We start from the raw sequence: 24,989 nt of genomic DNA on the forward strand, positions 1-24,989 counted from the left end.
CTCCATACCTTCCTACAGGATTTTTGAATGATGATGACCGTAGTAACTCGCCGGGCTTTAGGGCAATTTGGCGAACCGGTGAGCCGTTTGATGGGTGCTCGCTGTTTGATTTTCGTATTCCTGCTGGCGTTGCTGCTGCCGTTGCTGGCGGTGGCCAAGCCGTGTGATTCCTGCAAAGTGGCTCCGGATTCGGTTCGCCGCGCGGCTATGATGGTCTACCATGTCAAGCCGGGTGTCGATTTTCTGTATGAGCAGCCTCCCAAGTCCCGCTACTATACCTTTCCGGTGAAGGATTTCGGCGGTTATTTCAAGACCACGTTCACCAAGCAGAATATTCCGTACATCGGCGCGATGGTCATCGCCACGGCGTTTTTGGTGGACCGTGACCAGCAGATTACCGATTATGCCAAGCATCTCGGTGACATGTGGGGCCTTAAGCACACCAACAAGCAGAAGCCGGTAATCAAGTGGAGTCTGAAGCTCGGCGGCAGGCCGGTGGATACTCCGCTGAACTTCCCGCAGGATCTTGAATCCGGGATGTATTTTTTGGGTGACGGCATCGTGCACAGCGGCATTGCCGTCGGCCTGTGGGGTTATGGCAAGATTGCCAAAGATGACCGCGCCCTTCAAACCGGAACCCAGTGCATCGAAGCGATTCTCTGCACGGGCGCGGCGATCCAGATTCTCAAGCACAGTTTTGGCCGGGAGAGCGCGCAGGTGGCGACGGCTCCCGGCGGCAAGTGGCGGCTGTTTCCCAGTCCCGCCAAGTATCAACGGCACGTTCCCAATTATGACGCCATGCCCAGCGGCCACATTGCCACGGCCATGGCCACGGTGACGGTGCTTGCCGACAACTATCCCGAAAAAAAATGGATTCGCCCCGTCGGCTACACCCTGATGAGCGCGCTGATGTACGCCATGCTGAATAATGGTGTGCACTGGGCCAGTGATTATCCGCTGGGAATTTCCGTCGGCTACACTCTGGCCAAGGTGATTGATGCCCGCTCCCGCACCGTGTTGGTTGACCCCAACGGCCAGCACCACGCCGCCTTTATCAAGTCCACCGATCTTGCCCCCTACACCGCCGAAAACGGCGCGGGGCTGAGTATGAATTTCCATTTCTGATTTCTCTGCCCCCCTTTCTCCATTCTATGGGGAAAGGGGCCGGGGATAGAGGTCTGCCCCTCAACAAATACCTGCCGGCACGCTTCGCGTGCTGAACACCCGGTGTCTTCTGCCCTCCGGGCTGACGGCCAGAGGCCGCCGCTAGGGATCAGAGTCCGGTCGTCGCAGCCCTTTCCTTTGCTATTTCAAAATTTCCAATTCTCACTTCCGCATTTTCAACCCCCTCAGGAGTCCCTTTCCATGGATGAAGTCAAGAAGATGATCCGCGAATACGTCACCCGTGAATACCTCGAAGATGGTGATGACCGGGTGATCACCGATACCACTCCGTTGATTACCGGCGGCATCGTGGATTCGTTCTCGATGGTCTCCCTCAAGCGCTTTCTCGAAAAGAAGTACAGCATTCAGATTCCCGACACCGATGCCAGCCCCGAAGCTTTCGACAGTGTGAACAGCATTGCCGTCGTCGTCGCCAAATTCCGCAAACCCGCCTAAGCCCCATGCGTAAGCACATTCTGATAGCCGCTGCGGCAACCCTGTCGCTTGCGGCTGCACTTCTGGCGGCGGATCCGGCCACCGTCACGCTGCCTAAACCCGTCACCGACGGCGGCAAGCCGCTCATGCAGGTGCTGAAAGAACGGCACACGGCGCGCGAATTCAAAAGTGATGCGCTGCCGCAGGCCGCCCTCTCCAATTTGCTCTGGGCCGCATGGGGTATTAGCCGTGCGGACAACGATCACCGCACCGCGCCCTCCGCGATGAACCAGCAGGAAATCGACATCTATGTGTTCACCGCCGAAGGCGTCTTTCTCTACGATGCCAAACCCCACGCGCTGAAACCGGTGCTGTCCGGTGATCATCGTGCTGCCGCCGGAAAACAGGACTTCGTGGCCACCGCGCCGCTAAGTCTTGTCTATGTGGCCGATCAATCCAAAATGGGCAAAACATCCTCCGACGCCGACAAGGCCTTCTACGCCGCGGCAGACTGCGGGTTTATTGCCGAAAATGTCTACCTGTTTTGCGCGTCCGAAGGTTTGAACTGCGTGGTTCGCGGTTATGTGGACCGCGATGCCATTGCCAAGACGCTGAATCTGCACCCGGAGCAGAAAGTGCTGCTCGGGCAAACTGTAGGTTATCCCAAGTAGGAGACTCCTCGCGGTCTCCAAGGTCATTGCAACAAGGAATTCTTCCTATGGCATACGCTGGTAACGTTCGCGAAACCTATCAAAAAGAACTGGCCGGGATGAAAGACGCCGGTCTGTTCAAAGAAGAACGCTTCATCCACGCGCCGCAGGGCGCCGAGATCGAAGTGGAATTCCCGTCCGGCGCGTCTCCCAAGCACGTCATCAATCTCTGCGCCAATAACTACCTCGGCCTGTCCAGTCATCCCGAGGTCATCAAGGCCGCCCACGCGGGCCTCGATTATCGCGGCTACGGCATGTCGTCCGTGCGCTTTATCTGCGGCACGCAGGACATTCACCGTCAGCTCGAAAACAAGATCACCGAATTTCTCGGCACCGAAGACACCATTCTGTTCCCGTCCTGCATGGATGCCAACGCCGGCGTGTTCGAAGCCGTGCTTACCGATCAGGACGTGATGATCTCCGACCGCCTTGTCCATGCGTCCATCGTCGACGGCATGCGTCTCTGCAAGGCCATGCAGGATACCTACAAGCATTCCGACATGGGCCACCTCGAAGAGAAGCTGCAGGAGCATCAGGACAAGCGCAATCGCCTGATCATCACCGACGGCGTGTTCTCCATGGACGGCGACCTTGCCAAGATGGATAAGATCGTCGAACTGGGTGAAAAGTACAATGCCATGGTGTTCACCGACGAATCGCATTCCTCGGGCTTCATCGGCAAGACCGGACGCGGCGTGCATGAGCACTGCGGTGTGTTCGGCAAAATCGACATCATCACCACCACCTTCGGCAAGGCGCTGGGCGGCGCATCCGGCGGCTGCGTTTCCGGCCGTAAAGAGATCGTGGCCATGTGCCGTCAGAAGGCGCGTCCCTATCTGTTCTCCAACACCGTCGCGCCGGTCATCGTCTCCGGCACGCTCAAGGTAATGGATCTGATCTTCACCGATACCGCCCGCCGCGACAAGCTGGAGTGGAACACCAACTACTGGCGCAAACTGCTCACCGATGCCGGTTTCGACATCAAGCAGGGTGAAAGCCCCATTGTCCCTGTGATGCTCTACAATGCCAAGCTGGCGCAGGATGTGGCCCGCGATCTGTTCGCCGAAGGCATCTACGTCGTCGGTTTCTTCTTCCCCGTGGTGGCCAAGGGCCAGGCGCGCATTCGCACTCAGCTCTCCGCCGCCCATGACAAGGCTCATCTGGACAAAGCCATCGCCGCCTTCACCAAGATCGGCGCCAAGTACGACATCCTCGGCAAAAACAAAAACCAGATCATCGAAAAGTACGGCCTGTAGCGAGCGCCTCGCCGCGCGGGGTGTCCTTACCCCGCGCGCTGCCTGCGGATGATGTTGTCGCTATCTCACTTCATGTGAAAGGTTTCCCATCATGGCCACCGCAAACACTATCGAAATCCCCTTGCCCGACGGGATGATGCCGACGGGCCTCGACCTCGAACTGATCAAGGCTACCTTTCAAGCCATCGCTTCGCTGCGCTGTGAGTGTGGCCGCGAATGGGAGAATATCGTTCACGATCTGGAGAGCAAAGGCTGGGATGTGAAGTGGAAACTGACATGGATCGCCGAAGCCAAACGCGGCGAACATTTCGAATGTGTCAGCGGTGCCACCCTCGATGAAGCCTTCGCCGAACTCCACGAGCACACCCACATGGCCACTATCCCTGTGTGCCCGTAGGTTACCCGCTCGAAAATCAACGACAAGAAAAGGGTCAGACATCCGTCCGACCCTTTTCGCTTTTTGGATTTTTGAGATTTTGGCTTTTAGACGAGCGCTTTCCTTGCCGCATCCACCGTCTTCTGCACCGCATGCTCATCGTGTGCCAGTGACACAAACCATGCTTCATAGCCGCTGGGCGGCAGGTGTACGCCGCTCTTCAGCATCCGCGTGAAGAACTGGGCGAACCGCGCGTGATCCGCGTCTGAAGCATCATCCGCATTCACCACCGGTTGTGGCGAGAAGAACAGCGTCAGCATCGAGCCGACTCGCTGAATCGCGGCGGGAATACCCGCCTCGCGGCAAACCCGGCGCAGTCCATCTTCGAGCAGGGCGGAGGTGCGCTCCAGCCGGACATAGGCGTCATCATCCAGCAGTTCCAGCGTTGCCAGTCCCGCCGCCATCGCCAGCGGATTTCCCGACAGTGTGCCCGCCTGATAGACGGGACCTTCCGGCGCAATCATGCTCATCAGGTCCGCGCGACCGCCGTACGCTCCCACCGGAAGCCCGCCTCCAATCACCTTGCCGAAGGTCGAGAGGTCGGGCCGAATGCCGTACAGCCCCTGTGCTCCCGCCTTGTGCACCCGAAATCCCGTCATCACCTCGTCGAACACCAGCAGCGCGCCGTGCGCATCGCACAGCGTGCGCAAGCCCTCAAGAAATCCTTTCGCCGGCGGCACGACGCCCATGTTTCCCGCCACCGGTTCCACAATCACCGCGGCTATCTTGCCCGGTTCAGCCTTGAAGATGGCTTCCACCGACGCCAGGTCATTGTAGCGCGCATTGCGCGTGTCCGCTGCCGCGCCCCTGGTCACGCCGGGACTGTTGGGCAAACCCAGCGTTGCCACGCCGCTTCCGGCCTTGATCAAAAAATAGTCCGCATGCCCGTGATAATCTCCGGCGAACTTGATAATCACATCCCGCTTCGTCGCCGCGCGCGCCAGCCGGATCGCACTCATCGTGGCCTCGGTGCCCGAGTTCACCATCCGCACCTTCTCCACGGACGGCACGCGGCGAATGATCTCTTCGGCCAGTTCCACTTCCGCCGGTGACGGAGTTCCGAAACTCGTTCCGCGCCGTGCGGCGCGCTCGATGGCTTTTGTCACGTGCGGATGCGCGTGACCGGCAATCATCGGTCCCCACGATCCGATGTAGTCGATATAATGCTCGCCGTCCGCGCCGGTCAGCGTACAGCCTTCGGCGGAGGTGATGAAGACCGGCGTGCCACCCACGCCCTTAAAGGCGCGTACCGGGGAATTGACACCGCCGGGAAGAACGCGCTTGGCGCGTTCGAAGAGGGATTCGGATTGGTTCATAGGAGAAAAAGTCTGTTGCGTGAGGGCAAGTTACGGATGAGTGCGCTGGCTGAGCAAAATGCTCGACCTGCTGCCGGCGAATTGGCCGAAAAAAAACGCGCCGATCATGATCGGAAAGGTGTACAACTGAAATCCCAGCCCGCTGTACATCCGCAGGGCAATGATCATCGGCACCGGCAGATGAATCGCCAGAATCCATTGCAGAGAGAACTTGCGGACCTTGGACCGCCACACGCCGAATGGAATATTCAGAAAGAAAACGATGGTTGCGACCAGCCAGAGCGGCATAAGTTATCCCTTAAGCCACGTCGCCACTTCGGACGCGTGATACGTCAATATGAAATCCGCGCCCGCGCGCTTGAATGACAAGAGTGTTTCCAGAATAATCCGCTGGCGGTCGATCCAACCCCGCTGCGCCGCGGCCTCGATCATCGCATATTCGCCCGATACCTGGTATGCCGCCGTCACACGGTTGAAGGTCTTCTTCACCAGCGACAGCACGTCGAGGTAGGCAATACCCGGCTTGACCATGATCATGTCCGCGCCCTCGGCCAGGTCCAGTTCCGCCTCGCGCAACGCTTCCAGCACATTGGCCGGATCCATCTGGTAGCCGCGCCGGTCGCCGAACTGCGGCGCGCTGTCCGCCGCCGCGCGGAACGGCCCGTAATACGCCGATGCATACTTTACGGCATATGAAAGAATCGCAATCTCGTCAAAGCCTTCCGAGTCCAGTGCCTCTCGAATGGCGCGCACCCGTCCATCCATCATGTCCGATGGAGCCACGATATCCGCGCCCGCGCGCGCATGACTGAGCGCCGTTTTGCCCAGCAAATCCAGTGTCGGGTCATTGGCTACGGTCTGGTGCGAAATCACTCCGCAGTGTCCGTGGCTCGTATATTCGCACAGGCAGACGTCCGTCATCACCAGCAAATCCGGCGCGGCGTGCTTGATGGCGCGCACGGCCCGCTGCACTTCGCCGTTGTCGTCGTAGGCCGTGCTGCCGATCTCATCCTTGTACTGCGGCAGACCGAACAGAATAATCCCCGGCACTCCGGCATCGCGAATCCGCAGCGCCTCTTCCGCGGCCTGATCCACCGACAGATGGTACTGCCCCGGCATGCTGCTGATTTCGGTCTTGACTTTCTCGCCGGGAACAACAAACAACGGCTGCACCAGGTCGTCCGCATGTAAATGCGTCTCCTGCACAAGCCGCCTCAGGGTTTCGGTGCGCCGCAATCTGCGTGGGCGGTCAGTGGGAAAGCTCATGGTCCAGTTTCTCTAAAACGTCGTTCACATCACTCTTCGGCGAGGCAAAGGCCTGCGCCACGGCCCGGGCCAGGCTCAAATCATTCTTGTCCATGCTGGCCCGTTTCATATTCGCGATAATCAGGCTCGTTACCTTGCGCATCAGGCTCTTGGAAAACTCGTCTACCTGCGCGTGATTCTCCGGCGTGAAGCGCTTCACACTGTTCTGCACTTCGCTGCTGCGGATGCTCTCCAGCACCTCCTGAAGCTGCTGAATCGTCGGCGCCACGCGGTTCTCGCGGTACCATTCGACGAAGCGCTCCACTTCTTTCTCCACCAGCTTCTCCGCCCGCTGCGCTTCCTTTTCACGCGCCTTCAGGTTCGCCGCTACGATTTCTTTGAAATCGTCTACCGTATACAGGTAAACGTTGTCAAGATTCTTCAGGCTCGCCTCGATGTCGCACGGCATGGCCAGATCCAGGAGCAGCGAAGGATCACGCCGCTGTTCCAGCGCCTTCTTCGCCGTGGCCGCCGTCACCACCGGTACCGGAGAACTGGTCGCCGAGACCACCACATCCGCCCAGGCAATATCATCCGCGCTCGGCGGAAAATCCACCACCTGCGCGCCCACTTCATCGGCCAGAACCTTTGCGTTCGCTTTGGTCCGGTTGCTGATCCGCCATTGCACAGCGCCGCCGTCGGCAAGGTATTTCGACGCCAGCCGGATTGTATCTCCCGCGCCCACCAGCAAAATCTTGTGCTTCGTCAGATTGCCGAACACCCGCTGCGCCACATCCACCGCCGCGTACGCCACCGATACCGCGCCCTGCGAAATCGCCGTGCGATGCCGCACCAGTTTACCGCATTCAATCGCGCGCAGAAACAGCGTATTCAGCACCGAGTTGGTACAGGCCAGTTCCAGCGCGTCGTGATAGGACGTCTTCACCTGCCCCAGAATCTGCACTTCCCCCAGCATCTGCGAATCCAATCCCGACGCCACGCGAAACAGATGCATCACCGCCGCATGGTCGCGGTGGTAATAGGTTGCCGCCGCCTCTTCCGCCGTCAGATTGCATATTCGCTGGAAAACATCCCGCAGTGCCGAGGGCGGAGTGTGCACTTGCGGTGAAAGGTAAAGCTCGACGCGATTGCAGGTGGACACGATCACCACGCCTTCCATGTGGTCCATTGCCAGCAACTCCTCGGCCACGCGGGCGATCCGCTCCGGACCGATCGCCGCCCGCTGCCGTGTCTCCACCGTCGACGTCTTATGACTGAGGCCGATCATTTCCAGTTTCATGACGCGGCCCTCGTATACATGGCAATCATAGTCCAGATAATCAGGATAAACGCCACCGTCGCAAATCCTACGGTCGTCATCGCCAATTTACGTTGACTGAGCAGCCGCCGCTTCTCCAGAATTGCCAGCGCCGACACCACCAGCCACAGAAACGTCATTTCCGCGAGGTGCGAGCGGATGATCCCCTGCGGCGTGCGATTGAGCGCCATCCAGATCGCGGAGGATGCGAGACTCGCCGTAATCAGCATCCATCCCAGGTACACAGCCATCGAGCGCAGCCGGTTGATCTCTTCCATCGAAGGCAGCCGCGAGAACACGTGCCCGAACTGCCGCTGCTTCATCTGCTTGTGCAGAATCAAATATCCCGCGCCGTACACTCCGCTTCCCAGCAGCATCGCCACTCCGGCCAGCGACAGCGTCACATGAAAGGCCATCCACGGCCCCAGCGCCACCTTCGGCATCACCTGCGGACGCACGCCCGAGACAATCGCCACCAGAATCAACCCTGCTACCGCGGCAATCGGCAGCAGTGTGAGCATGCGCTGCCGGATGCGAATCTGCACGTAGGTCTGATCCGCCCAAATCAAAAAGCCCAGAAACGCCGCCATCTGCCCGCCGTTGGCAATCGGAAGCTGCCTCTGGTCAATCGTAATCAGCGCCATCCACGCCGCATACACCGCAAGTGCCGCCATCCCCGTGTGCGATGCTCCGGTCTCGATCTTGCGGTCGGGCGCGTAGGCCATGTGAATATAGGTGGAGAGCAGCCCGCCGTATACCAGCAGCATCAGCGCCGGAAGCAGGGCATAGGCCAGCAAGATCATGCTTGGGGTCTCCAGTTGTCCCAGAAGTTCCGCGCCACACGGAAGGCATCTTTCACACAGCCGTTAATCGACACGCCGCGATAAGACGCGCCGGTAAAATACAATCCGCGCGTCTCGCGCTCCAAGGCATCAATCGCCGCCACCCGCGCCGGATGTCCAATCGTATACTGCGCGATTCCCTTTTCGTGGCGGATCACCTTGCGGAATACCGGCGGATTCTTCACGTGGTACAGCGTCTGATGATCCTGCTCCGCCGTGCGCTCGATCTCTGATGTGGACATTTGGGTCACGCCCGGGTCATGCGCGCCGCCGATCAAGGTCCGCAGCAGCTTGACACCTTTGGGCGCCTGACCGGGAAAGATCGAATCGCTCCACAGTGTCCCCAGTGACCGCACGCCTTCCGAGCGCGGAATCAGCACGCCGAATCCATGCAGCGAGTGCCCCAGATCTTCTGCGCGATGTCCGTGGCAAACCACCTCCACCGGCGCAAACGGAATCTGCCCAATTGCATCGGCGGCCTTCGGCGACAGACCGCGAATCATGTCCGCCGCCGCATAGGAAGGGCAGGCCATAATCACCGCATCGGCTTCCAGAACCTCGCCGCTAACCTTCACGGTCCACACGTTATTCTTGAGTTCGATGGCCTCAGCGGGTGTGGATGTTCGAATCGTCGCGTTCAGCGCTCGCAACAGCGTCTCCGTCAATTCGCCCATTCCCCGTTTGAACGTATGCAGCACCGCATTTGCTCCCGCCGGGCCACCGGACACTTTGCCGGTTTTCTTTGCTTCACGCCCCTTGGCAATCATCGCGCGGAACAGGCCGCCATAGTCGCGTTCCATCTCCACCATCTTGGGAAACACCGCCGGAAGCGACAGCTCTTTGGTGTTCCCCGCAAAAATGCCCGACACCATGGGGTCGAGCAGAAAATCCGCAAATGTCCGCCCCAGGCGGCGCACGCCGAAGGAATGCACCGTCTCCTCGTGCCCGTTGCGCTTGGCGGGAACAAACAGCTCCATCGCAATCCGCAGCTTCGCGCCGAAGGGCAGAATGTTCGACGTTAGAAACGCGGGCGGCTTGACCGGCACTTCGCGCATCTTACCGCCGTAATAGATGAAGCGCTTGCTCGCGCTCTCATCGGCGCGCACCAGATCATCGGTCAGGTTCAGCCTCTTCACCAGCTCCAGCGTTGCCGGTTCGTTGTCCAGAAATCCGTTCGGGCCCCATTCGCACGTAAAACCGGAATCAAGATCGGTGCGTGTCGAGCCGCCGGCAACATCCAGCGCCTCCAGCACCGTAATCTGCACGCTCTTGCCGTTTTCGCGTCCCAGTTCCTGCAGCAGATAGGCCGTCGCCAGTCCGGCAATCCCTCCGCCGATCACAATAATCCGTGGTGCCGATTTCGCGTCAGCCGACATGGTACTCCTCCGTCACCAGCTTCGCCAGAATGCGCGCAAAAGAAGGATCGTCATTGAAGACACGCACCCTGACCACACTCTCCACTCCCGCTGCCCGCGCCCGCTCCATGGCAATATGATCCAGATCATACAGCGTCTCGAGGCAGTCCGCCGCAAAGCTGAGCGGCATCAGCACCAGCGGCGCGGGAGACGCTGCCAGCCGTTCAATCTCATGCTCGATATACGGTCCCGTCCATTCCACGGGGCCGACTTTGCTCTGATAGGCCAGCGACCATTCCGTGCCGTCCGGCAGCGTGGCCGCCAGTTTCTTCGCCGTCTCCGCCACGTGATCGGGATATTCGTCACCGCGCCGCACGCTGCGCAGCGGAATTCCGTGCGCCACAAACAGCACCCTCGCGCCGTCCCCCGCAATGTCCAGTGACCGTGCCAGATACCGCGCCCACAAATCCAAGACGTCGTCCTGCAGGCCCCACGCGTCCACCGCGTTCCATGTCATCGAGTACTTTTCCGCCGCGCGTTTGGCTTCCGTCAAAACGGAACCGCTCATCGCTCCCGTATAATGGGGGAACAACGGCAGCACGGTGACATGTTCCACCCCGTCACGCTTGAGTGCCGCAAACGCCTCACCAATCAGCGGCGCGGCATAGCGGAAGGCATAGGCCACGGCGGGACGCGACCCGTTGCCCGGCAACACCGACGCGATCTCCGTACGCAGTCTCTCCGTCCAGTGGAGCAGGGGAGAGTGGCCGCCGATCAGCCGGTAGCGCTCTTCCACCGCGCCCGTTCGCCGCGAGGAAATCAGCGACGCCAGCGGCGCGCGCAGCAGTGAAGGCACGGGCAGAATCGCCGGATCGCGGAAGATCGCCCGCAAATACCCGCGCACCTGATCGAGGCTGTTCGGTCCACCCATGTTGACCAGTAAGAGCGCCGCTTTCACTATCTACACCGTCCGTGAGAATTTGACATCGGTCTGGCCTTCCAGATAGCGGTCGAAGGGCATCGCCAGATTGCGCACAAAAAGCTGACCCAGATCCGTAATCGTAAATCCGCCGTTGCGGCTCACCAGCAGCCCGTCTGCCTCGTACTGTTTGAGAGACTCCAGCGCGCCTTCCAGCGACTGCACCAGTCCGTTGCCCGTCGCATGTGCTTCGTCCGGAACGTCAATCTCGAGGTTGCACATCAGATGATTGATAATCTGCTTGCGCAGCCGGTCCTCTTCATCCAGCTTGTGCCCGCGCTGCACCGCCCACGTGCCGATGGCAATCGCGTCGGCGTACGCTTCGGGCTGCGACAGGTTCTGCACAAACAGATCGCGGAATTCACTGATGGCTGAGCACCCAAACCCCAGCAATTCCATGCCGCGGCTTGTGGTGTAGCCCATGAAGTTTCTCCACAGCCGCGACCCGCGCCGCGCCATGGCCAGTTCGTCGCCGGGCAGCGCGAAGTGGTCCATCCCCACCGCTTCATAGCCATGATCGGTGAAGAAATGATTGGCATCGAGCAGCATCCCGAGGCGGTCACGCGCCGGCGGCAGATCTTCATCCTTAATCGCCCGCTGGTGCTTAATCTTCTCCGGAAGATGCGCATACCCGAAGGACGCAATGCGGTCGGGCCGCAGCTTCACCACCTCTTCGAGGGTCTTGATCCAGCTCGCGCGCGTTTGCAGCGGCAGGCCGTAAATCAGATCGATGTTGACGCTGGTGAAGCCCGCCCTGCGCGAGCGCGCGATAAACTCCTTGAGCTGATCGAGCGTATACTCGCGCCGGATGGCAAACTGCACGTCGGCATTCAGATCCTGCAAGCCCACCGAGATTCTGCGGAAGCCGCGCTCGGCCAGGAGGTCCAGATGCTCATCCGTGGTCACGCGTGGATCCACCTCCACCGAATGCTCCGCATGGGCCGTCGCCGGAATCCGTTCAATCAAATAGTCCAGCACCCAGGCCAGCAGGGTGGGAGGGATGTGCGTCGGCGTCCCACCGCCCAGATGCAGTTGCCCGTGCTTGACCTTTCCCTGAAAGAAACCGCTCACGCGCTCGATCTCGGTGGTCAGCGCGGTTACGTAGCGGCGGATGCGCGGTTCATCGCTCGAGATGCACGAGTTACAGCCGCAGTACAGGCAGCGGCTTTTGCAGAACGGCAGATGCACATACACGGCAATCGGGTCCTTCTCCGCCGCCATGCGCCGCAGCGATTCCACAAACGGCTTTACCGGGAAATCGCTCTTCCACACCGGCACCGTGGGATAGGACGTATAGCGCGGTCCGCGCACGTCCAGCCGTTCCACCAGTTCGAATATTTTCTCTTCGGGAAGTTCCCGCAGCAGTCGTTTCGTATCCATATCAGGCTTTGCGCAGTTCATCCAGCATGATCTCCACGGAAGCAATCGGGGTGATCGGCAAAATGCCGTGCCCGAGATTGAAAATGTGCCCGCCCGTGCTGCCTTCCTGCTTCACGCGGCGTGTCTCGCGGCGGATCGTCGCCTCATCGGCCAGCAGAACCGTCGCATCCAGGTTTCCCTGCAAGGCGATCTTGTCTCCCAGAATCCGCCGCGCCTCAGGCAGTGAGACTCTCCAGTCGAGGCTCGCCACCGTGCAGCCGGTGTCCTTCATTGCTCCCACCAAATGCGCGCCGCCGTGAACGAAATAGGTCAGCGGCACATTCAGCGGCTTCAATGCGGAAAATATCTTTTGCAGCACCGGCAGGTTCACGGCGCGGAATTCCCACTGGGGCAGAATGCCCGACCACGTATCGAAGAGCTGAATCGCATCCGCGCCCGCTTCCACCATCGCCGTCAGATAAGATGCTACCATCGTCGCCAGCTTGTCCAGCAGCAGATCGAAACTCGAACGGTCGGCGTACATCATCCGTTTCAGATTGGCGAATGGATCCGGCTTGCCGCCTTCAATCATATAGGCGCTGAGCGTGAACGGCGCGCCGCAGAAGCCGATCAGCGCAACCTCTTTGGGCAGCGCCGCGCGGATCATCCGAATCGCCTCCAGCACATTGTCGAGACTCTCCTGCGGTTCGATCTCCCGCAGCTTCAGGATATCGTCTCGCGAGCGCATCGGGTTGGCAATCTGCGGCCCATGCCCTTTGCCGAAGGAAAGATCCACACCCATCGGCACCAGCGGCACCAGAATATCGCTGAACAGAATCGCCGCATCGAAATGGAATCTGCGAATCGGCTGCAGCGTGGCTTCGGCGGCCAGCTCGGGCACATTGCACACCTCAAGGAACTCGTGCTTGGCCCGCAGTTCAAGGTACTCCGGCAAATAGCGGCCGGCCTGGCGCATCAGCCACACAGGCGGCACCGCCAATTTCTCTCCCCGGGCCGCGCGCAGGTAAGACGATGCAGTCAAGGAGGAATTCTGCATAGACGAGGGATTCACGGGGGAAGAGAAGGTCTGCGCGCGGTCGGGGGTCGAACTCATGATGGCTATCTCAAGTTAATGGATTCTAAAATCGCATCGCGCAAGTCAGCCGCCTGAGGAGTCGGACTGACGCGCACATTCTTTGCGCCGGCTTTGTGCAGCGCCTTGGCAGTCACCTGTCCAATGGCCACGCAGGGAAAATCCCACGGCGTCGGCCAGGCACTCGCAAACGCGGCCACGGCGCTGGGTGCGGCAAACACCGCCACCGCCCACGGCCACAGCCGGATCAACCGTTCCAGCAATTCTTCCTGCGGCACCGGCTCGGTCACATACACCGGCCACGGCACCACATTCGCGCCCGCGTCTTTCAAACGCAGCGCCAGTTCAAAACCCGCATGAGCCGCGCACGGCCAGAGCACCGCGTGCTGCGCCATTTCCGTATCTTCTTCCAGCAGTTCCGCTGCCAGGCTTACCGCGTCATTCTGCTTCGCCACAAAATCGGGCTCGCGGAAGAGTTTCGCCACCATCTGCGCCGTTCCCGGTCCCACCACCGCGGTCTTCAGCGTCGCCGGCAGCGCGTTGAAGGTAAAACAATTGTTGAAACCCTTCACCCCGTTGGCGCTGGTGAATACCAGCCAGTCGAAGCTCTCCAGTGCGGGCAGCTCCTCATCGTCGTGCGGCAGAAACACCGTGCGCGTCACCGGCTCGACATGGGCGTCCATTCCCGCTTCTTCCAGCAGGCGCACCAATTCCGCCGCGCGTTCGGCTTCGCGGGTGATAAGGGCTCGGGGCTTCATTTTAACCTGTTGTAAAGTTGCTCGGCCAGACCCGCCGGATATTCTCCGCTGACGTCCGCTGCCAGAGCTTCGTGGTTTTCTTTTTCCCAGAATCCCGAGGCCTGCCAGAAACCGTCTTCCATCCGCGCAAACACTCCCAGCGGCAGACTGCATCCGCCGCCGAACATCCGCTGCACGTCGCGTTCAATCGTCGTGGCAATCTCGGTCATCTTCTCGTTCAGCGCCTTGTGCACGGCGGGCAAATGCGCATCGTTCACGCGCATCTGAATCGCCAGTGCGCCCTGTCCCGGTGACGGCACAAACCGTCCCGGATCCAGCCGGCACACCACAAACTTGGTAAGGTCGAGGCCGAGTCTGCGCACGCCCGCCGACGCCAGGAAAATCGCGTCGTATTGCCCATTCTCGAGTTTCAAAACGCGCGTCGGCACATTGCCGCGCAAATCCTTGTTGGAAACATCGGGACGCAGCGCGCGCAATTGCGCTGCGCGCCGCACTGCGCTGGTGCCCACCACCGCGTCTGTACGCAGCGGAATCTCTCCCGCGTGTTCATCGTATGCGTCGCGGCGCATAATCAGCAGATCCGCCGGATCTTCGCGCTCCGTCACCGCCGCCACCGCCAGCCCGTCCGGCGCTTTCGACGGCATATCCTTAAAGGAGTGCACCGCCACGTCCACCGCACGGCTTAAGAGCGCTTCTTCGATCTCCTTGGTGAAATAGCCACGGCCTTCCAGTTCCCGCAAGGGCCGGTCGGTCACGCGGTCGCCCTGCGTGGAAATAATCCGCACTTCCGGCGTGATCCCCAGCTTCTCTTTGATCTGTCCGGCAACCCAATTGGCCTGAAATCTGGCCAGGTCGCTGCCGCGCGTTCCGATAACCATGTTCTGCATCCCTTTGTCAACTTGGACTAAAGTATACGCAAGTCAATAGACTCGATTGTCATGAAATTGTGAAGCGCTGCCCACCAAGAGGTTATATAATATGATATGCCTTGTCAACATCTAAATTCATGCCGCATTTAGGCTTTGATCCGATAACAGAAATAGACATCAATCGGTGCAATTAGCTCTCAACAGCCGCAATCCCCCAGCATCCCTATCCGGTGCCTCTGTCCGGCCACCCAACACCCGCCCAAGAATGACCGCCGCACAACCCGCCCGCAACCCCGCCCCCAATGATTTGTCATTCTGGACCCCGCAGGGTGTCCAGAATCCCCAACCTCATCGGCCCTGAGGCGCTTGCCGAGTCGGGTTGAGCCGAATCACAAACTAACCTGCACCGAGCCCACAACCCGACCGACACCCACCCCCATCGGCACGTCTTCTTCTCCCTTTCCCTACTTTAGTGGGGAAAGGGCCGGGGATAGGGGTGGCTTTTTACCCTTTTGGCATTTAGCCTTGACTTTCTCTTCCCCCCGCCTATATTACCAGCATCCCCATCTGCTGAACCGTCTGCCCACAAGCCGAGGTCCCCATGTTTCAGCGCACACATCACCACTCCCATCACCTCCGAGCCTCGCGACCCTTCCTGCCGCTGGCTCTTTTTGTTGTCTTGCTGTTGCTGATGGTCAGCACGGCCTTTGCGCAGGAATGGCAGTCTTTTCAATTGACACATTTTCTACCGACAGGTGAGGTTCGCCAGTGTGGCTCCGTCGCCGATTCTCTGGGGAACCTACATCACTATGTCATCGGTTGCTTTGGGAACAACGGCGAATATTGTCCTCTGTATTATCTGCGCACCGATTTCTACGGCCACATTCTGACGGACACGGTGCGGGTGAACAGCTTTGCCGGACCGGGTGCCTTTCCGATTTACACCAGTGTGCTGGGGGACGGCGCGCACTCATGGTGCGTGTTCGGTGATTGGATCTACGCTCATGCCCCCAATAGGGCTTTGTATTTGACCGAGCGGGGCACGCAAGGGGAGGAGATTCTTCCTCCGGCAATGCTTGGACCCGACGGCGGCTATGCAGGCGTACCCAGTTGGGACATGGATGCGGCCCTGCGGATGCAGGACAGCACGATCCACGTGGTCGGCAATGTGCTTCCATTCTACTACTATCGCTTCACCACCGATGCGGAAACCCTGCAATGGCATCGTCCGATAGACGGCCGTACACTGGGAGTAGACCCCAAAGTTGCCGTCGGCCCCGACGGCGCGATGTGGGCGGCGATGCGCAACGGGTATAGCAGCGTCTCCACGGAAATTCTGCTGGTACGGTTCGGCGAGGACACCTCCCAGACCGTGTTTCACCCCTTCGCGGGTACCGTTAACCACTGGGGCATGGGCGGCATGTCAATTGATAGCCATTACAATTTTCACTTCCTGGTGGCATGTGACACGGCAACTCTGGCCTATGCGCGCTTGGACTCGAATCTCGTGCTTCAGGAGTGGCGCACGTTGGAGCACACTTCCGGTAACTATCCGATCCTGAAAGCGGATTCGGCAGGAAATTGCCTCATGGTGTGGGATCGAGACCCGGGACTGTATTGGGCATACATAAACGCTGATGGCTCGTGGAGACAAGAGCCCACATGCATTGACCCAAACCTCGGCGGATCTAGCTTCTCCATAGTTCATATGGACAGCAATCGTTTCGCCTTTACGTTTCAGGGTGCCGAACGAGGCGAAGCCTTCATGCAACTCCGCCTCTACACCTACGGCTTCCCACCCTACAACGCCACACCTGAACCCCATGCCACCGCACGCACCGCAACGTCTCTTTCCATTTCTCCCAACCCCTTTAACAGCACCACCCGCATTTCCTTTTCGCTTTCCCATGCCGCCGAGGTGCGCCTGTGCGTTTTTGACCTCACCGGGCGTCTCGTCACCACCCTTGCCGAACATCGCTTTGATGCCGGAGAGCATGCTGTCACCTTCGATGGCAAGTCTTTGGCTTCCGGTGTCTACTTTGTCCGTGCCCAGACCGCTGGCACCTCTACCATCCGCAAACTGGTGCTGTTGAAATAGGTCCCGGTAGATGCGCGATTCATCGCGCGGTTTTGTCTTCCCGAGGCTCAGCCTCCCGCCCACACCATTTCCCCCCAAATCTCACATCCTCTCCCATCCGCAAAATCAACAATTCCGCCCATCCCGATCCGGATCCAAGACCCCATGTCTGCGGGAATTGCGCATTAGTTCAAATATCTCTTGTAAACCCCTACCACCCCGGTGTATATTAGGGCGAGCGGACAGAACCCTGCTTCTGCCCCCCCCCCACACCCACTCGGCACCACGCTCCCGCGTGGTGCGGGTACGAAATCCAGCACGCGGGAGGGTGCTGGCTAGTGGGCGTGGGAGCAGAAAAGCGCCCCGCATCCTCCTGCCGTAGCCGGGCATGCGAACTCCCCAGACGCATGCCGCGGCGACGCATAGGTCCGCCGAGACGCACAACTCTTCTGCTCCCCTTTCCCTATTTCATGGGGAAAGGTCCCGGACCTCGACGAAGGCGGGGGCCGGGGGATAGAGGTCTGCCACGCTACCAAGAACAAAATGCTTAGGAAATCACCCTGTTTTCCCCCACTTTTTCACCCTTCCATCCTTTCAGATTTTCAGCATTTTCCTAAGGTAACGGGGTTCGTTTGGTACAAAAACATTTTCCTGTTAAGACAATCCCTAAATACAAAAGCGAGCCGCAGTTGACTCGCTTTTGAAAGGCCTTTCACTGGCAAAAACGCTACACTTCTTCCTTCCGCAGTTCTCGTTTGAAGCGTTCTTCGAAGGTGGTATACAGCGCCGGCACAAAGAACAGCGTCAGCACCGTGGATACGCTCAAGCCGCCAATCACCGCAATCGCCAACGGCTGTTGGTTGGCTTCACCGCCTAAGGCCAAGGCCATCGGCAGCAAGCCGAACACCGTAGCAAGCGACGTCATCAGAATCGGTTTCAACCGTGTGCGGCCTGCCTGAGTGACCGCGTCGCGCAGAGCAATATCCGGATTGCGTAATCGCAGATGGTTGGTATAGTCCACCAGCAGAATGCCGTTGGAGACCACAATGCCCACCATCACGATGATCCCCTGAAAAGATGTGACCGAGAGCGTCGTGTGTGTCAGGAACAACATCCACAGCACTCCCACAAGTCCCAGCGGCACGGTGAACATGATAATGAATGGGTCGATCAGCGACTGGAATTGTGAGGCCATCACCACATACACCAGCAGAATCGCCAGCGCGAAGGCCATCGTCAGCGCCTTGAAGGTGCTCTTCTGCTGCTCTACATTCCCGGTCTGCACCACTTGAAATCCCGGCGGCAGATCCAGCTTGTCAATCTTTGCCTGAATGTCTTTCGCCACGCTTCCCAAGTCGCGCCCCGACACATTGGCGGTCACTTCCACCAGCCGCTGCTGATACTTGCGGTCGATCTGCACCGGCGACGACGCCAACTCTACAACGGCCACATTTCCCAGCCGCACGGGCTGCCCGCTGGTCGTGCTGAGCACGATGTTCTCCAGATCCGCGACGTGCGAGCGGAAATCTTCACCGAAGCGCACCAGAATATTATATTGATTACCCGTTACCGGATCCGTGTAAAGCGATGCCACCGCGCCCGCAATGCTGGTGTTGACCGTGTTGGCGATTTGCGAGGCATTAATGCCCAGAATGCCCGCCTTGTCGCGGTCGATCCGCACGCGCAGTTCCGGAAGATTGTCCTCACGGGAAATCTGCACGTCCGTCGCGCCGGGCACCGATCGCACAAGGTCCTGAATCTGCTTTGCCAGCCGCGAGCCTGTGGCCAGATCGAAGCCGCGGACTTCGACGTCAATCGGGGCACTCGACCCGAAGTTCATCAGGAATTTGAGAAATCCGCCCGTTGCAATGTAAATGCTTGCACCGGGAATGGTGCTGATCTTGGGACGTACGACATTGACGATCTGCCACACCGAACGCTTGCGCTTGTTTTCGGGAATCAGCCCCACGCGGATGTTCGCGGCATGGGTTCCGGAATTGCGGCTGAAGAGACTGCCGCTCCGCGCCTGCGGCACGCCAATGTCCGAAATGACCGATTGCACTTCCGGGATATTGTCCTGCAAAATCTTCTCGATCTGCTGCACGGTTTGAATGGTCACATCCGACCGCGTGCCGACCGGAAGCTTGACCGTAACCGTAAACTGGCCCTCATCCTGCTCGGGGAAGAACTCGGTTCCGATGAACGGCGCCAGTCCGAACGAGAGCGCTCCCAGAATCGCGACCGCCAGAATGACGAATCCCTTATGCCGCAGCACGCCCTGGAGCTGACGCTCATAGAACGAGTCGATCCCTTCCAGAGCATCATGCGCTCGGACTCGAATCCGGTCGGAAAGACGCCGCGACTCCCGGTTCAACTCCTTCTCGGGCCGGAGAAATTGCAGGCACATGAGGGGCGTCACGGTTCGTGAGACAAAGAACGATCCGAACAACGCCACGGCAATCGTCATCGTGAGCGGCACAAACAACATTTTGGCGATGCCGGTCAGGAAGACAATCGGCAGAAAGACGATCACCGTCGTCAGCGTCGAGACAAAGATCGGCGAAGCCACTTCCTGCGCGGCTCCCAGCGTCGCCTGCAATCGCGTCTCGTTGGGACGGCGCAGATTGTAGTGCCGGGTGATCGCTTCCAGTTCCACAATCGAGTCATCCACCAAACGCCCTACAGCCAGCGCCAGCCCGCCGAAGGTCATGATGTTCAGCGTCACATTGCTGAAGCGGAAGAAGATGAACGTCACAAGGATCGACAGCGGAATCGCCACCAGAATGATCGTCGTGGCGCGAATGTTCCGCAGGAAAAGCAGGATCAGAATAATCGCCAGCGCCGCCCCCATCATCGCCTCGCGCTGCAAACCGGAAATGGTCTGGCGGATGTACTGGGACTGATCGAAGGAAATCGTCATCTTCACCTGCTGCGGCACGTCGGCCAGATGCGGCAGCGCCTTCATCACATTGTCCACCACATTCACGGTGTTCGCATTGGCCAGCTTCTGCACACTGAGCGTCAGCCCCGGAGTGCCGTTGATGCGGATCAGCTCGGTCTGCTCCTGATAGCTGTCTTCGACCCTGGCGACGTCCTTGATGCGGATCGGAACGTTGTTCACGTTCTTGATGATGATTTCGCTCATCGGCGCAACCACATTGAAGCGGCTCTCCGTCTTCAGCGAATAGTCGAACGGTCCGGTCTTCAAATCTCCCGACGGAATGGTCACATTGGCATTCGCCACCGCCGTCAGCACATCCGCCACCGGAAGCTGCAGGGCTTCGAGACGGTCGCGATCGAGGGTGATGTGGATCTCGCGGATACGGCCGCCTGTGACCGACGCCGATGCCACGCCGGAAAGATGCTCGATCTGCGGTTCGATGGTGTTGAAGGCCAGATCATACAGGTCCCGCTCATCCATCCCGCCGCCGGACACCGCAATAACGCATACCGGCACGCTCGTGATGTCAAACCGCAGAGCAATCGGCGTGGAGACGCCCGCCGGGAGCTGATTGAAGATCCGGTTCACCCGCTGAATCACATCCACCAGAGCCACATCAAGATTCGCTCCCCAGTCGAAGTTGATGCGAACTTGCGAGATTCCTTCCTTGGTGGATGACTGGACATAGGTGACGTTGTTGGTCGAACTGACGCCACGCTCGATGAACGTGGTAACCGTCTGCTCCATATCCAGCGGACCGGCGCCGGTATAAAACGTAATAACCGACACCACCGGTATGGTAATGTCGGGTAGAAGATCAATCCGCAACTGTGTGAACGACACCAAACCGAGCACCATTATCGTGCAGGCGAGCAGAAAGGTAGTGATCGGGTAGCGGAGGGCGAGCCTTGTTAGCCACATATCGAATTACGATTGAACGTTGACCGGAGCGCCATCTTTGACATACTGCTGCCCGACCACAATAATTCTTTCCTGACCGGTCAACCCGGTCGTAATCTCCGTGCGATTGTTCTGCTCGATGCCGGTCTGGACCGGAATCCGCCGCGCGACATTGTTCTCGGCGACCGTGAACACCCAGTGCCCGGATGAATCGCCCAGCACGGCCTGAGTCGGAACGGTCAAAGCATTCGGGCGCTCGCCGATTACCAGGATCACCCGGGAAAACATTCCCGCTTTCAATGTGTGGTCCCGGTTCGGCACGTCAATTTCCACCATCATCGTCCGCGTGGATGGGTCAAGGGCCTGACTGCTGCGCGTAACCACGCCGTCGAACGGCTTGCCCGGATAAGCGTCCACCGTGGTGGAAGCCTTCCTTCCCGGCGTGACCGCGGGAATATCTCTCTCCAATACATTGATGAACACTCGCATGGAATCGAGGTCCATCAAGGTAAACAGCGTGGCGTTGTTAGCGGTCACTACAGCGCCCGGATCGAGAAATCTCTGCGTGATGATGCCTGTGAAAGGCGCTGTGACGCGGGCATAGCTCAGTTGTGTGGCGGCGCTGTTGGCGTTTGCCTGGGCTACGGACATGGCAGCCTGTGCATTATCCACATCCTGCTTGGGGCCAAGGTCTTTCGAGAACAGATCCTGTACGCGCTGGAACTGAAGCCTGGTATTCTGATACGTCGCGGATGCCTGAGCATATTGTTGTGCCAGCAGAGTGGTGTCGATCATGGCGAGCAATTGCCCCTGCCGCACGGTCTGGCCAATATTGACATACACGGCTTCGAGATTGCCGGTCACTTTGGAGTACACGCCTGCCTGCTGAATCGCCATCATGTTTCCTGTATACTCCAATGTGCTTGTCAGCGTGGTTATGGACGGCGTTGCTGTTCGGACGGCAGGCACAGGCTGCTGCCTCTTTGCACTGGCCGGGTCGTCACGATGCATCATGCGAAATCCAATGATCCCCAGGATGATCACTACGACGAGCCCGAACGATGTGAATCTTAGGCTTTTCTTCATGTGTGGAAAGTTGTGTGCTAATGCCCTTTTATCCCATTGGGGCATGGAAAGTTCCCAATGAATTTGGGCCGGGTTGAGCTTCTCTCGGTCAAGTCATGTGCAAAAGCACGCTTGGATGCAAGTTTTAACCTGCCCATGCAGGATTTGACAGTGTATTGCTGAATCAAATCGGCGATTCAAGGGGCATTTCAACAGAAAGCGGGCACCTGATTGGGTGCCCGCTTTGTCACGAGATGCTCTAAACATATCTTTACTTGAGAAGCACGACTTTGCGGACGGCTCCTGCACCGGAGGCTTCGAGGCGGATCCAGTACGGACCGCTGGGCAGGCCGTGCGCGTCCCAGACGATCTGATGCTCGCCGGACCCTTGGCGACCTTCAAACAGCGTGGCTGCCTCTCGCCCCAATGCGTCAAAGGCGCGCAGGGCAACCGATGCATCCTTGGGCAGGGTATAACGAACCGTCACTGCGGGATTGAAGGGATTCGGATATGCGGCGCTGATGGCGAAACTCAATGCGGGAGATATGGTGCGTGCATGTGCCGCATTCGGCGTGCCGTAATCGACCAGTGTGACAAAATCCGGCCCGGGCATGGCTACGGCGGCCAGTTGTCCGGTGGTTCCCAAGGTAAAGGAGGCAGGAGTCGCGGGCAATTCCGTATGATCGATGCCACGGTGAAGCTGCGAGGCAACGTTGCCGCTTCCTGCCGTGAGCACGACTTCGTTGCCGAGAGCATCGTAGGCGACGCCCGCGACGTTGCCGTATTGCGCGAAGTTGTGCGTTGCCATCGTCGCGCCGGTGTGCGGGTTGATCTTCTTCACCTGCATCGCCGTATAGAGCCCGATGCCTACCTGATCGGTTGCCGGGTCGTAGGCAAGGCGCAGCGGACCGTTGCCCACCGCATAGGTGCCGGTGACTGAAGAAGCTGCGCCGTCAATATGGAGACACGAAACGGAATTGCCGAAGTAGTTGGTCACCACAGCAAGGCTGTCATCGCCGCAGAAGGCGATATTCAGCGGGAAGTCACCGACGGCCAGCAGCGCGACTTCGGAATTGGTCTCGGTGTCGATCACGTGCACGAAGTCGTCGAAGGACGCCGCAACGAGTACCCAGCGTCCGCTGGGGCTGACTTCCACGTCGCTGCTCACGCCATAGGAGGCCCACACCGCGCCGATTTCGCCGCAGGGAATTTGGGTGACTTCCGCGCTGCTGGCGCCATCGAGGGCAATCACCGATACCGTGTTGCCGAGCACATTGCCCACATAGGCAAAATCGCCATTGGGCGAGATGCTGACCACTGCGGGGCGTCCGCCGGCGGGAACATCCGCAACCACGCTATCGGAGGCGAGATCGACGATCTGCACCGAGTTGGTGTTGAAACCGCAGAGCACGGCATAACGCGAATCCGGAGTGATAGCCACTTCCCACGGAGTATCACCGGCATCCACCACGGCTTCGGTCTGCTGAGTGGACAGGTTCATGATGGACAGATTGTTCGAGAGGAAGTTGCTGCAGACGGCCTTCGAACCGTCGGGTGCAATCGCGGCGAAGCGGGGAGCGTCACCTTCGGGAAAAAGTCCGGACGGAGTCTTGCCCAGATACTGCGCGTTGGACGGCGTGGTGACGTCGTAGAAATACGGCCCTTCATAATTAAAGGGGTCATAGGCCACCACGCGATTACCGGAAGGCGCAACCACGCCGTGATACTGGCCGTGCCCGGTCAGATGGGAGACGACGGACTCCGTCTCGAAATCCACCATGCAGAAGTTGAACTGGCCGCTGATGGCATACCGGTGATCCGGCGTGGTGCCGATCCAGAAGGCGGTGTAGCAGGCATTCAATGTAACGAAATCATGCGTGGCGAAGCGGACAATGGCGCTCTGATTGTCGCTGATACCCAGATAGCACTTGGAGCCGTCCTGATTGACGCCGACCTGATAGGTCATCAGCATCGTCGTACCGCTGAAGGACACACTGTCGAGAATTGTGCGCGTGGCCATGTCGATCTGATAGGCCACCGGTGGAGTGATGGGACTGACGGCGATGAGCTTGGTGCTGTCACCCGAAAGTCCGAGTACCGCGCAATGGCGGATGCCGAGGATGGAATCATCGACTTCGCCGGTTGCGGAGTTGATGAAGAGCAGCACACTGTCGCACCGGCTGGCAATGAGATGAGCGCCATCGGGCGTGATGACGAAATCCGTAAAGACTGCGTCACTGCGTCCGCTGGCGCTGTTAAAGGAAAAGGTGGTCAGCGAGATGGGAAAGTTCTGAATGGAACGCACGTGCTGCCGCGTGGTCAAATCATACACTTCGCAGACATTGGGAATGTCACAGGCCACGTAGACATAGTGGCTGTCGGGGCTGATGTGCACGACCCACGGCTGCTCGGCGGCATCGAGGGAATCCAGCACCGAGTAGTCGTTCAGATCAATGAAGTAGACCTTGTTGCCGAAGGCGCAGGCGACCACGGCGATGTTGTTGGTAGCCGCGACGGCTGCCGGATAGCGTCCGACGGAGACATTGGCCAGCGGCTGCATGCTCTGCCAGTCGAAGATCGTGATATTGTCCGTCATCCGGTTGCAGAGCAGCATGCGGCTGCCATCGGGGGTGAAGGCGGAGCCGCCGATATAGTCCCCTTCCGGCGCAACACCCGGGTCCATGTGTGCCCAGGTTTCATCCAGTGATCCGGCGGCGCGCGGCGTGACAACCTGCATGTCACGCGCGTGGTCGATGATCAGGTCTCCAGTGCGATCCACGGCCTGGGCAAAGGCCAGAACGGGGAGGGACACCAGCAACGCGCAAAGCACTGTCCATTTGCTCATGGCAGAACTCCTCTTGAAGTGGCGCA

The 24,989-nt window shown here is 59.2% G+C and carries 20 protein-coding genes; 6 read left to right on the plus strand and 14 right to left on the minus strand.

Features of this window, described 5'->3' with window-relative positions:
- Positions 1 to 27: 27 nt before the first annotated feature.
- From VGL38_13690 to VGL38_13710, 5 genes are all read left to right on the plus strand, one after another.
- Positions 28 to 1,125: a phosphatase PAP2 family protein gene (locus tag VGL38_13690; GenBank protein ID HEY3296476.1), complete on the plus strand. Its 1,098-nt coding sequence runs from the start codon at positions 28 to 30 to the stop codon at positions 1,123 to 1,125.
- Positions 1,126 to 1,365: 240 nt separating this feature from the next.
- Positions 1,366 to 1,620, plus strand: a complete 255-nt coding sequence (locus VGL38_13695; GenBank protein ID HEY3296477.1) for an acyl carrier protein — start codon at positions 1,366 to 1,368, stop codon at positions 1,618 to 1,620.
- A gap of 5 nt (positions 1,621 to 1,625) precedes the next feature.
- Positions 1,626 to 2,270 (plus strand): nitroreductase family protein, encoded by a 645-nt coding sequence (locus VGL38_13700; protein ID HEY3296478.1) that lies wholly within the window; start codon positions 1,626 to 1,628, stop codon positions 2,268 to 2,270.
- A gap of 47 nt (positions 2,271 to 2,317) precedes the next feature.
- A complete protein-coding gene (gene kbl, locus VGL38_13705) occupies positions 2,318 to 3,565 on the plus strand; it encodes a glycine C-acetyltransferase (protein ID HEY3296479.1) in 1,248 nt (415 codons plus the stop codon).
- A gap of 91 nt (positions 3,566 to 3,656) precedes the next feature.
- The gene (locus VGL38_13710) at positions 3,657 to 3,962 is read left to right on the plus strand and encodes a hypothetical protein (GenBank protein HEY3296480.1); all 306 of its coding nucleotides are present in this window, start codon (positions 3,657 to 3,659) and stop codon (positions 3,960 to 3,962) included.
- Positions 3,963 to 4,048: 86 nt separating this feature from the next.
- Here VGL38_13710 and hemL read toward each other — a convergent pair whose 3' ends face one another.
- From hemL to hemC, 11 genes are read right to left on the minus strand one after another with little or no spacing between them, the layout of a single operon-like run.
- Entirely contained in the window at positions 4,049 to 5,317 is a 1,269-nt protein-coding gene (gene hemL / locus VGL38_13715; protein HEY3296481.1) for a glutamate-1-semialdehyde 2,1-aminomutase, read from the minus strand.
- A gap of 30 nt (positions 5,318 to 5,347) precedes the next feature.
- The gene (locus VGL38_13720) at positions 5,348 to 5,605 is read right to left on the minus strand and encodes a hypothetical protein (GenBank protein HEY3296482.1); all 258 of its coding nucleotides are present in this window, start codon (positions 5,603 to 5,605) and stop codon (positions 5,348 to 5,350) included.
- A gap of 3 nt (positions 5,606 to 5,608) precedes the next feature.
- Positions 5,609 to 6,583, minus strand: coding sequence for a porphobilinogen synthase (hemB, locus tag VGL38_13725; GenBank protein HEY3296483.1), 975 nt, complete (start codon positions 6,581 to 6,583; stop codon positions 5,609 to 5,611).
- A complete protein-coding gene (hemA, locus tag VGL38_13730) occupies positions 6,567 to 7,862 on the minus strand; it encodes a glutamyl-tRNA reductase (protein ID HEY3296484.1) in 1,296 nt (431 codons plus the stop codon). Before hemA ends, hemB begins: the two co-directional genes overlap by 17 nt.
- Entirely contained in the window at positions 7,859 to 8,683 is an 825-nt protein-coding gene (locus VGL38_13735) for a hypothetical protein (protein HEY3296485.1), read from the minus strand. Before VGL38_13735 ends, hemA begins: the two co-directional genes overlap by 4 nt.
- Entirely contained in the window at positions 8,680 to 10,098 is a 1,419-nt protein-coding gene (hemG, locus tag VGL38_13740; protein ID HEY3296486.1) for a protoporphyrinogen oxidase, read from the minus strand. Before hemG ends, VGL38_13735 begins: the two co-directional genes overlap by 4 nt.
- A complete protein-coding gene (hemH, locus tag VGL38_13745; GenBank protein HEY3296487.1) occupies positions 10,088 to 11,035 on the minus strand; it encodes a ferrochelatase in 948 nt (315 codons plus the stop codon). The genes hemG and hemH overlap by 11 nt, the downstream gene beginning before the upstream one ends.
- A gap of 3 nt (positions 11,036 to 11,038) precedes the next feature.
- A complete protein-coding gene (hemN, locus tag VGL38_13750; protein HEY3296488.1) occupies positions 11,039 to 12,436 on the minus strand; it encodes an oxygen-independent coproporphyrinogen III oxidase in 1,398 nt (465 codons plus the stop codon).
- Between the two features lies 1 nt (position 12,437).
- Positions 12,438 to 13,529, minus strand: a complete 1,092-nt coding sequence (hemE, locus tag VGL38_13755; protein ID HEY3296489.1) for a uroporphyrinogen decarboxylase — start codon at positions 13,527 to 13,529, stop codon at positions 12,438 to 12,440.
- Positions 13,530 to 13,534: 5 nt separating this feature from the next.
- Entirely contained in the window at positions 13,535 to 14,266 is a 732-nt protein-coding gene (locus tag VGL38_13760) for a uroporphyrinogen-III synthase (protein ID HEY3296490.1), read from the minus strand.
- Complete coding sequence (hemC, locus tag VGL38_13765; protein HEY3296491.1) at positions 14,263 to 15,144, minus strand: hydroxymethylbilane synthase; 882 nt, start codon at positions 15,142 to 15,144, stop codon at positions 14,263 to 14,265. The genes VGL38_13760 and hemC overlap by 4 nt, the downstream gene beginning before the upstream one ends.
- Before the next feature lie 592 nt (positions 15,145 to 15,736).
- On the opposite strand from hemC, the gene VGL38_13770 reads away from it, so the two are divergent.
- Positions 15,737 to 17,233, plus strand: a complete 1,497-nt coding sequence (locus VGL38_13770; protein HEY3296492.1) for a T9SS type A sorting domain-containing protein — start codon at positions 15,737 to 15,739, stop codon at positions 17,231 to 17,233.
- A 706-nt stretch (positions 17,234 to 17,939) separates the two neighbouring features.
- Here VGL38_13770 and VGL38_13775 read toward each other — a convergent pair.
- The 3 genes from VGL38_13775 to VGL38_13785 form a co-directional block, all read right to left on the minus strand.
- Positions 17,940 to 21,074, minus strand: a complete 3,135-nt coding sequence (locus tag VGL38_13775) for an efflux RND transporter permease subunit (GenBank protein HEY3296493.1) — start codon at positions 21,072 to 21,074, stop codon at positions 17,940 to 17,942.
- 6 nt (positions 21,075 to 21,080) lie between these two features.
- Positions 21,081 to 22,184, minus strand: a complete 1,104-nt coding sequence (locus tag VGL38_13780; GenBank protein ID HEY3296494.1) for an efflux RND transporter periplasmic adaptor subunit — start codon at positions 22,182 to 22,184, stop codon at positions 21,081 to 21,083.
- Between the two features lie 205 nt (positions 22,185 to 22,389).
- The gene (locus VGL38_13785) at positions 22,390 to 24,963 is read right to left on the minus strand and encodes a beta-propeller fold lactonase family protein (GenBank protein HEY3296495.1); all 2,574 of its coding nucleotides are present in this window, start codon (positions 24,961 to 24,963) and stop codon (positions 22,390 to 22,392) included.
- Between the last annotated feature and the right edge of the window lie 26 nt (positions 24,964 to 24,989).

It is taken from the genome of bacterium, assembly GCA_036504735.1.
Lineage (GTDB): Bacteria > Electryoneota > RPQS01 > RPQS01 > RPQS01 > DASXUQ01.

What these genes read in the sequence shown, in the direction of transcription:
- VGL38_13690 (HEY3296476.1), top strand. Translation starts at nt 28, where the DNA reads ATGATGATGACCGTAGTAACTCGCCGGGCTTTAGGGCAATTTGGCGAA.
- VGL38_13695 (HEY3296477.1), top strand. Translation starts at nt 1,366, where the DNA reads ATGGATGAAGTCAAGAAGATGATCCGCGAATACGTCACCCGTGAATAC.
- VGL38_13700 (HEY3296478.1), top strand. Translation starts at nt 1,626, where the DNA reads ATGCGTAAGCACATTCTGATAGCCGCTGCGGCAACCCTGTCGCTTGCG.
- kbl (HEY3296479.1), top strand. Translation starts at nt 2,318, where the DNA reads ATGGCATACGCTGGTAACGTTCGCGAAACCTATCAAAAAGAACTGGCC.
- VGL38_13710 (HEY3296480.1), top strand. Translation starts at nt 3,657, where the DNA reads ATGGCCACCGCAAACACTATCGAAATCCCCTTGCCCGACGGGATGATG.
- hemL (HEY3296481.1), bottom strand. Translation starts at nt 5,317, where the DNA reads ATGAACCAATCCGAATCCCTCTTCGAACGCGCCAAGCGCGTTCTTCCC.
- VGL38_13720 (HEY3296482.1), bottom strand. Translation starts at nt 5,605, where the DNA reads ATGCCGCTCTGGCTGGTCGCAACCATCGTTTTCTTTCTGAATATTCCA.
- hemB (HEY3296483.1), bottom strand. Translation starts at nt 6,583, where the DNA reads ATGAGCTTTCCCACTGACCGCCCACGCAGATTGCGGCGCACCGAAACC.
- hemA (HEY3296484.1), bottom strand. Translation starts at nt 7,862, where the DNA reads ATGAAACTGGAAATGATCGGCCTCAGTCATAAGACGTCGACGGTGGAG.
- VGL38_13735 (HEY3296485.1), bottom strand. Translation starts at nt 8,683, where the DNA reads ATGATCTTGCTGGCCTATGCCCTGCTTCCGGCGCTGATGCTGCTGGTA.
- hemG (HEY3296486.1), bottom strand. Translation starts at nt 10,098, where the DNA reads ATGTCGGCTGACGCGAAATCGGCACCACGGATTATTGTGATCGGCGGA.
- hemN (HEY3296488.1), bottom strand. Translation starts at nt 12,436, where the DNA reads ATGGATACGAAACGACTGCTGCGGGAACTTCCCGAAGAGAAAATATTC.
- hemE (HEY3296489.1), bottom strand. Translation starts at nt 13,529, where the DNA reads ATGAGTTCGACCCCCGACCGCGCGCAGACCTTCTCTTCCCCCGTGAAT.
- VGL38_13760 (HEY3296490.1), bottom strand. Translation starts at nt 14,266, where the DNA reads ATGAAGCCCCGAGCCCTTATCACCCGCGAAGCCGAACGCGCGGCGGAA.
- hemC (HEY3296491.1), bottom strand. Translation starts at nt 15,144, where the DNA reads ATGGTTATCGGAACGCGCGGCAGCGACCTGGCCAGATTTCAGGCCAAT.
- VGL38_13770 (HEY3296492.1), top strand. Translation starts at nt 15,737, where the DNA reads ATGTTTCAGCGCACACATCACCACTCCCATCACCTCCGAGCCTCGCGA.
- VGL38_13775 (HEY3296493.1), bottom strand. Translation starts at nt 21,074, where the DNA reads ATGTGGCTAACAAGGCTCGCCCTCCGCTACCCGATCACTACCTTTCTG.
- VGL38_13780 (HEY3296494.1), bottom strand. Translation starts at nt 22,184, where the DNA reads ATGCCCCAATGGGATAAAAGGGCATTAGCACACAACTTTCCACACATG.
- VGL38_13785 (HEY3296495.1), bottom strand. Translation starts at nt 24,963, where the DNA reads ATGAGCAAATGGACAGTGCTTTGCGCGTTGCTGGTGTCCCTCCCCGTT.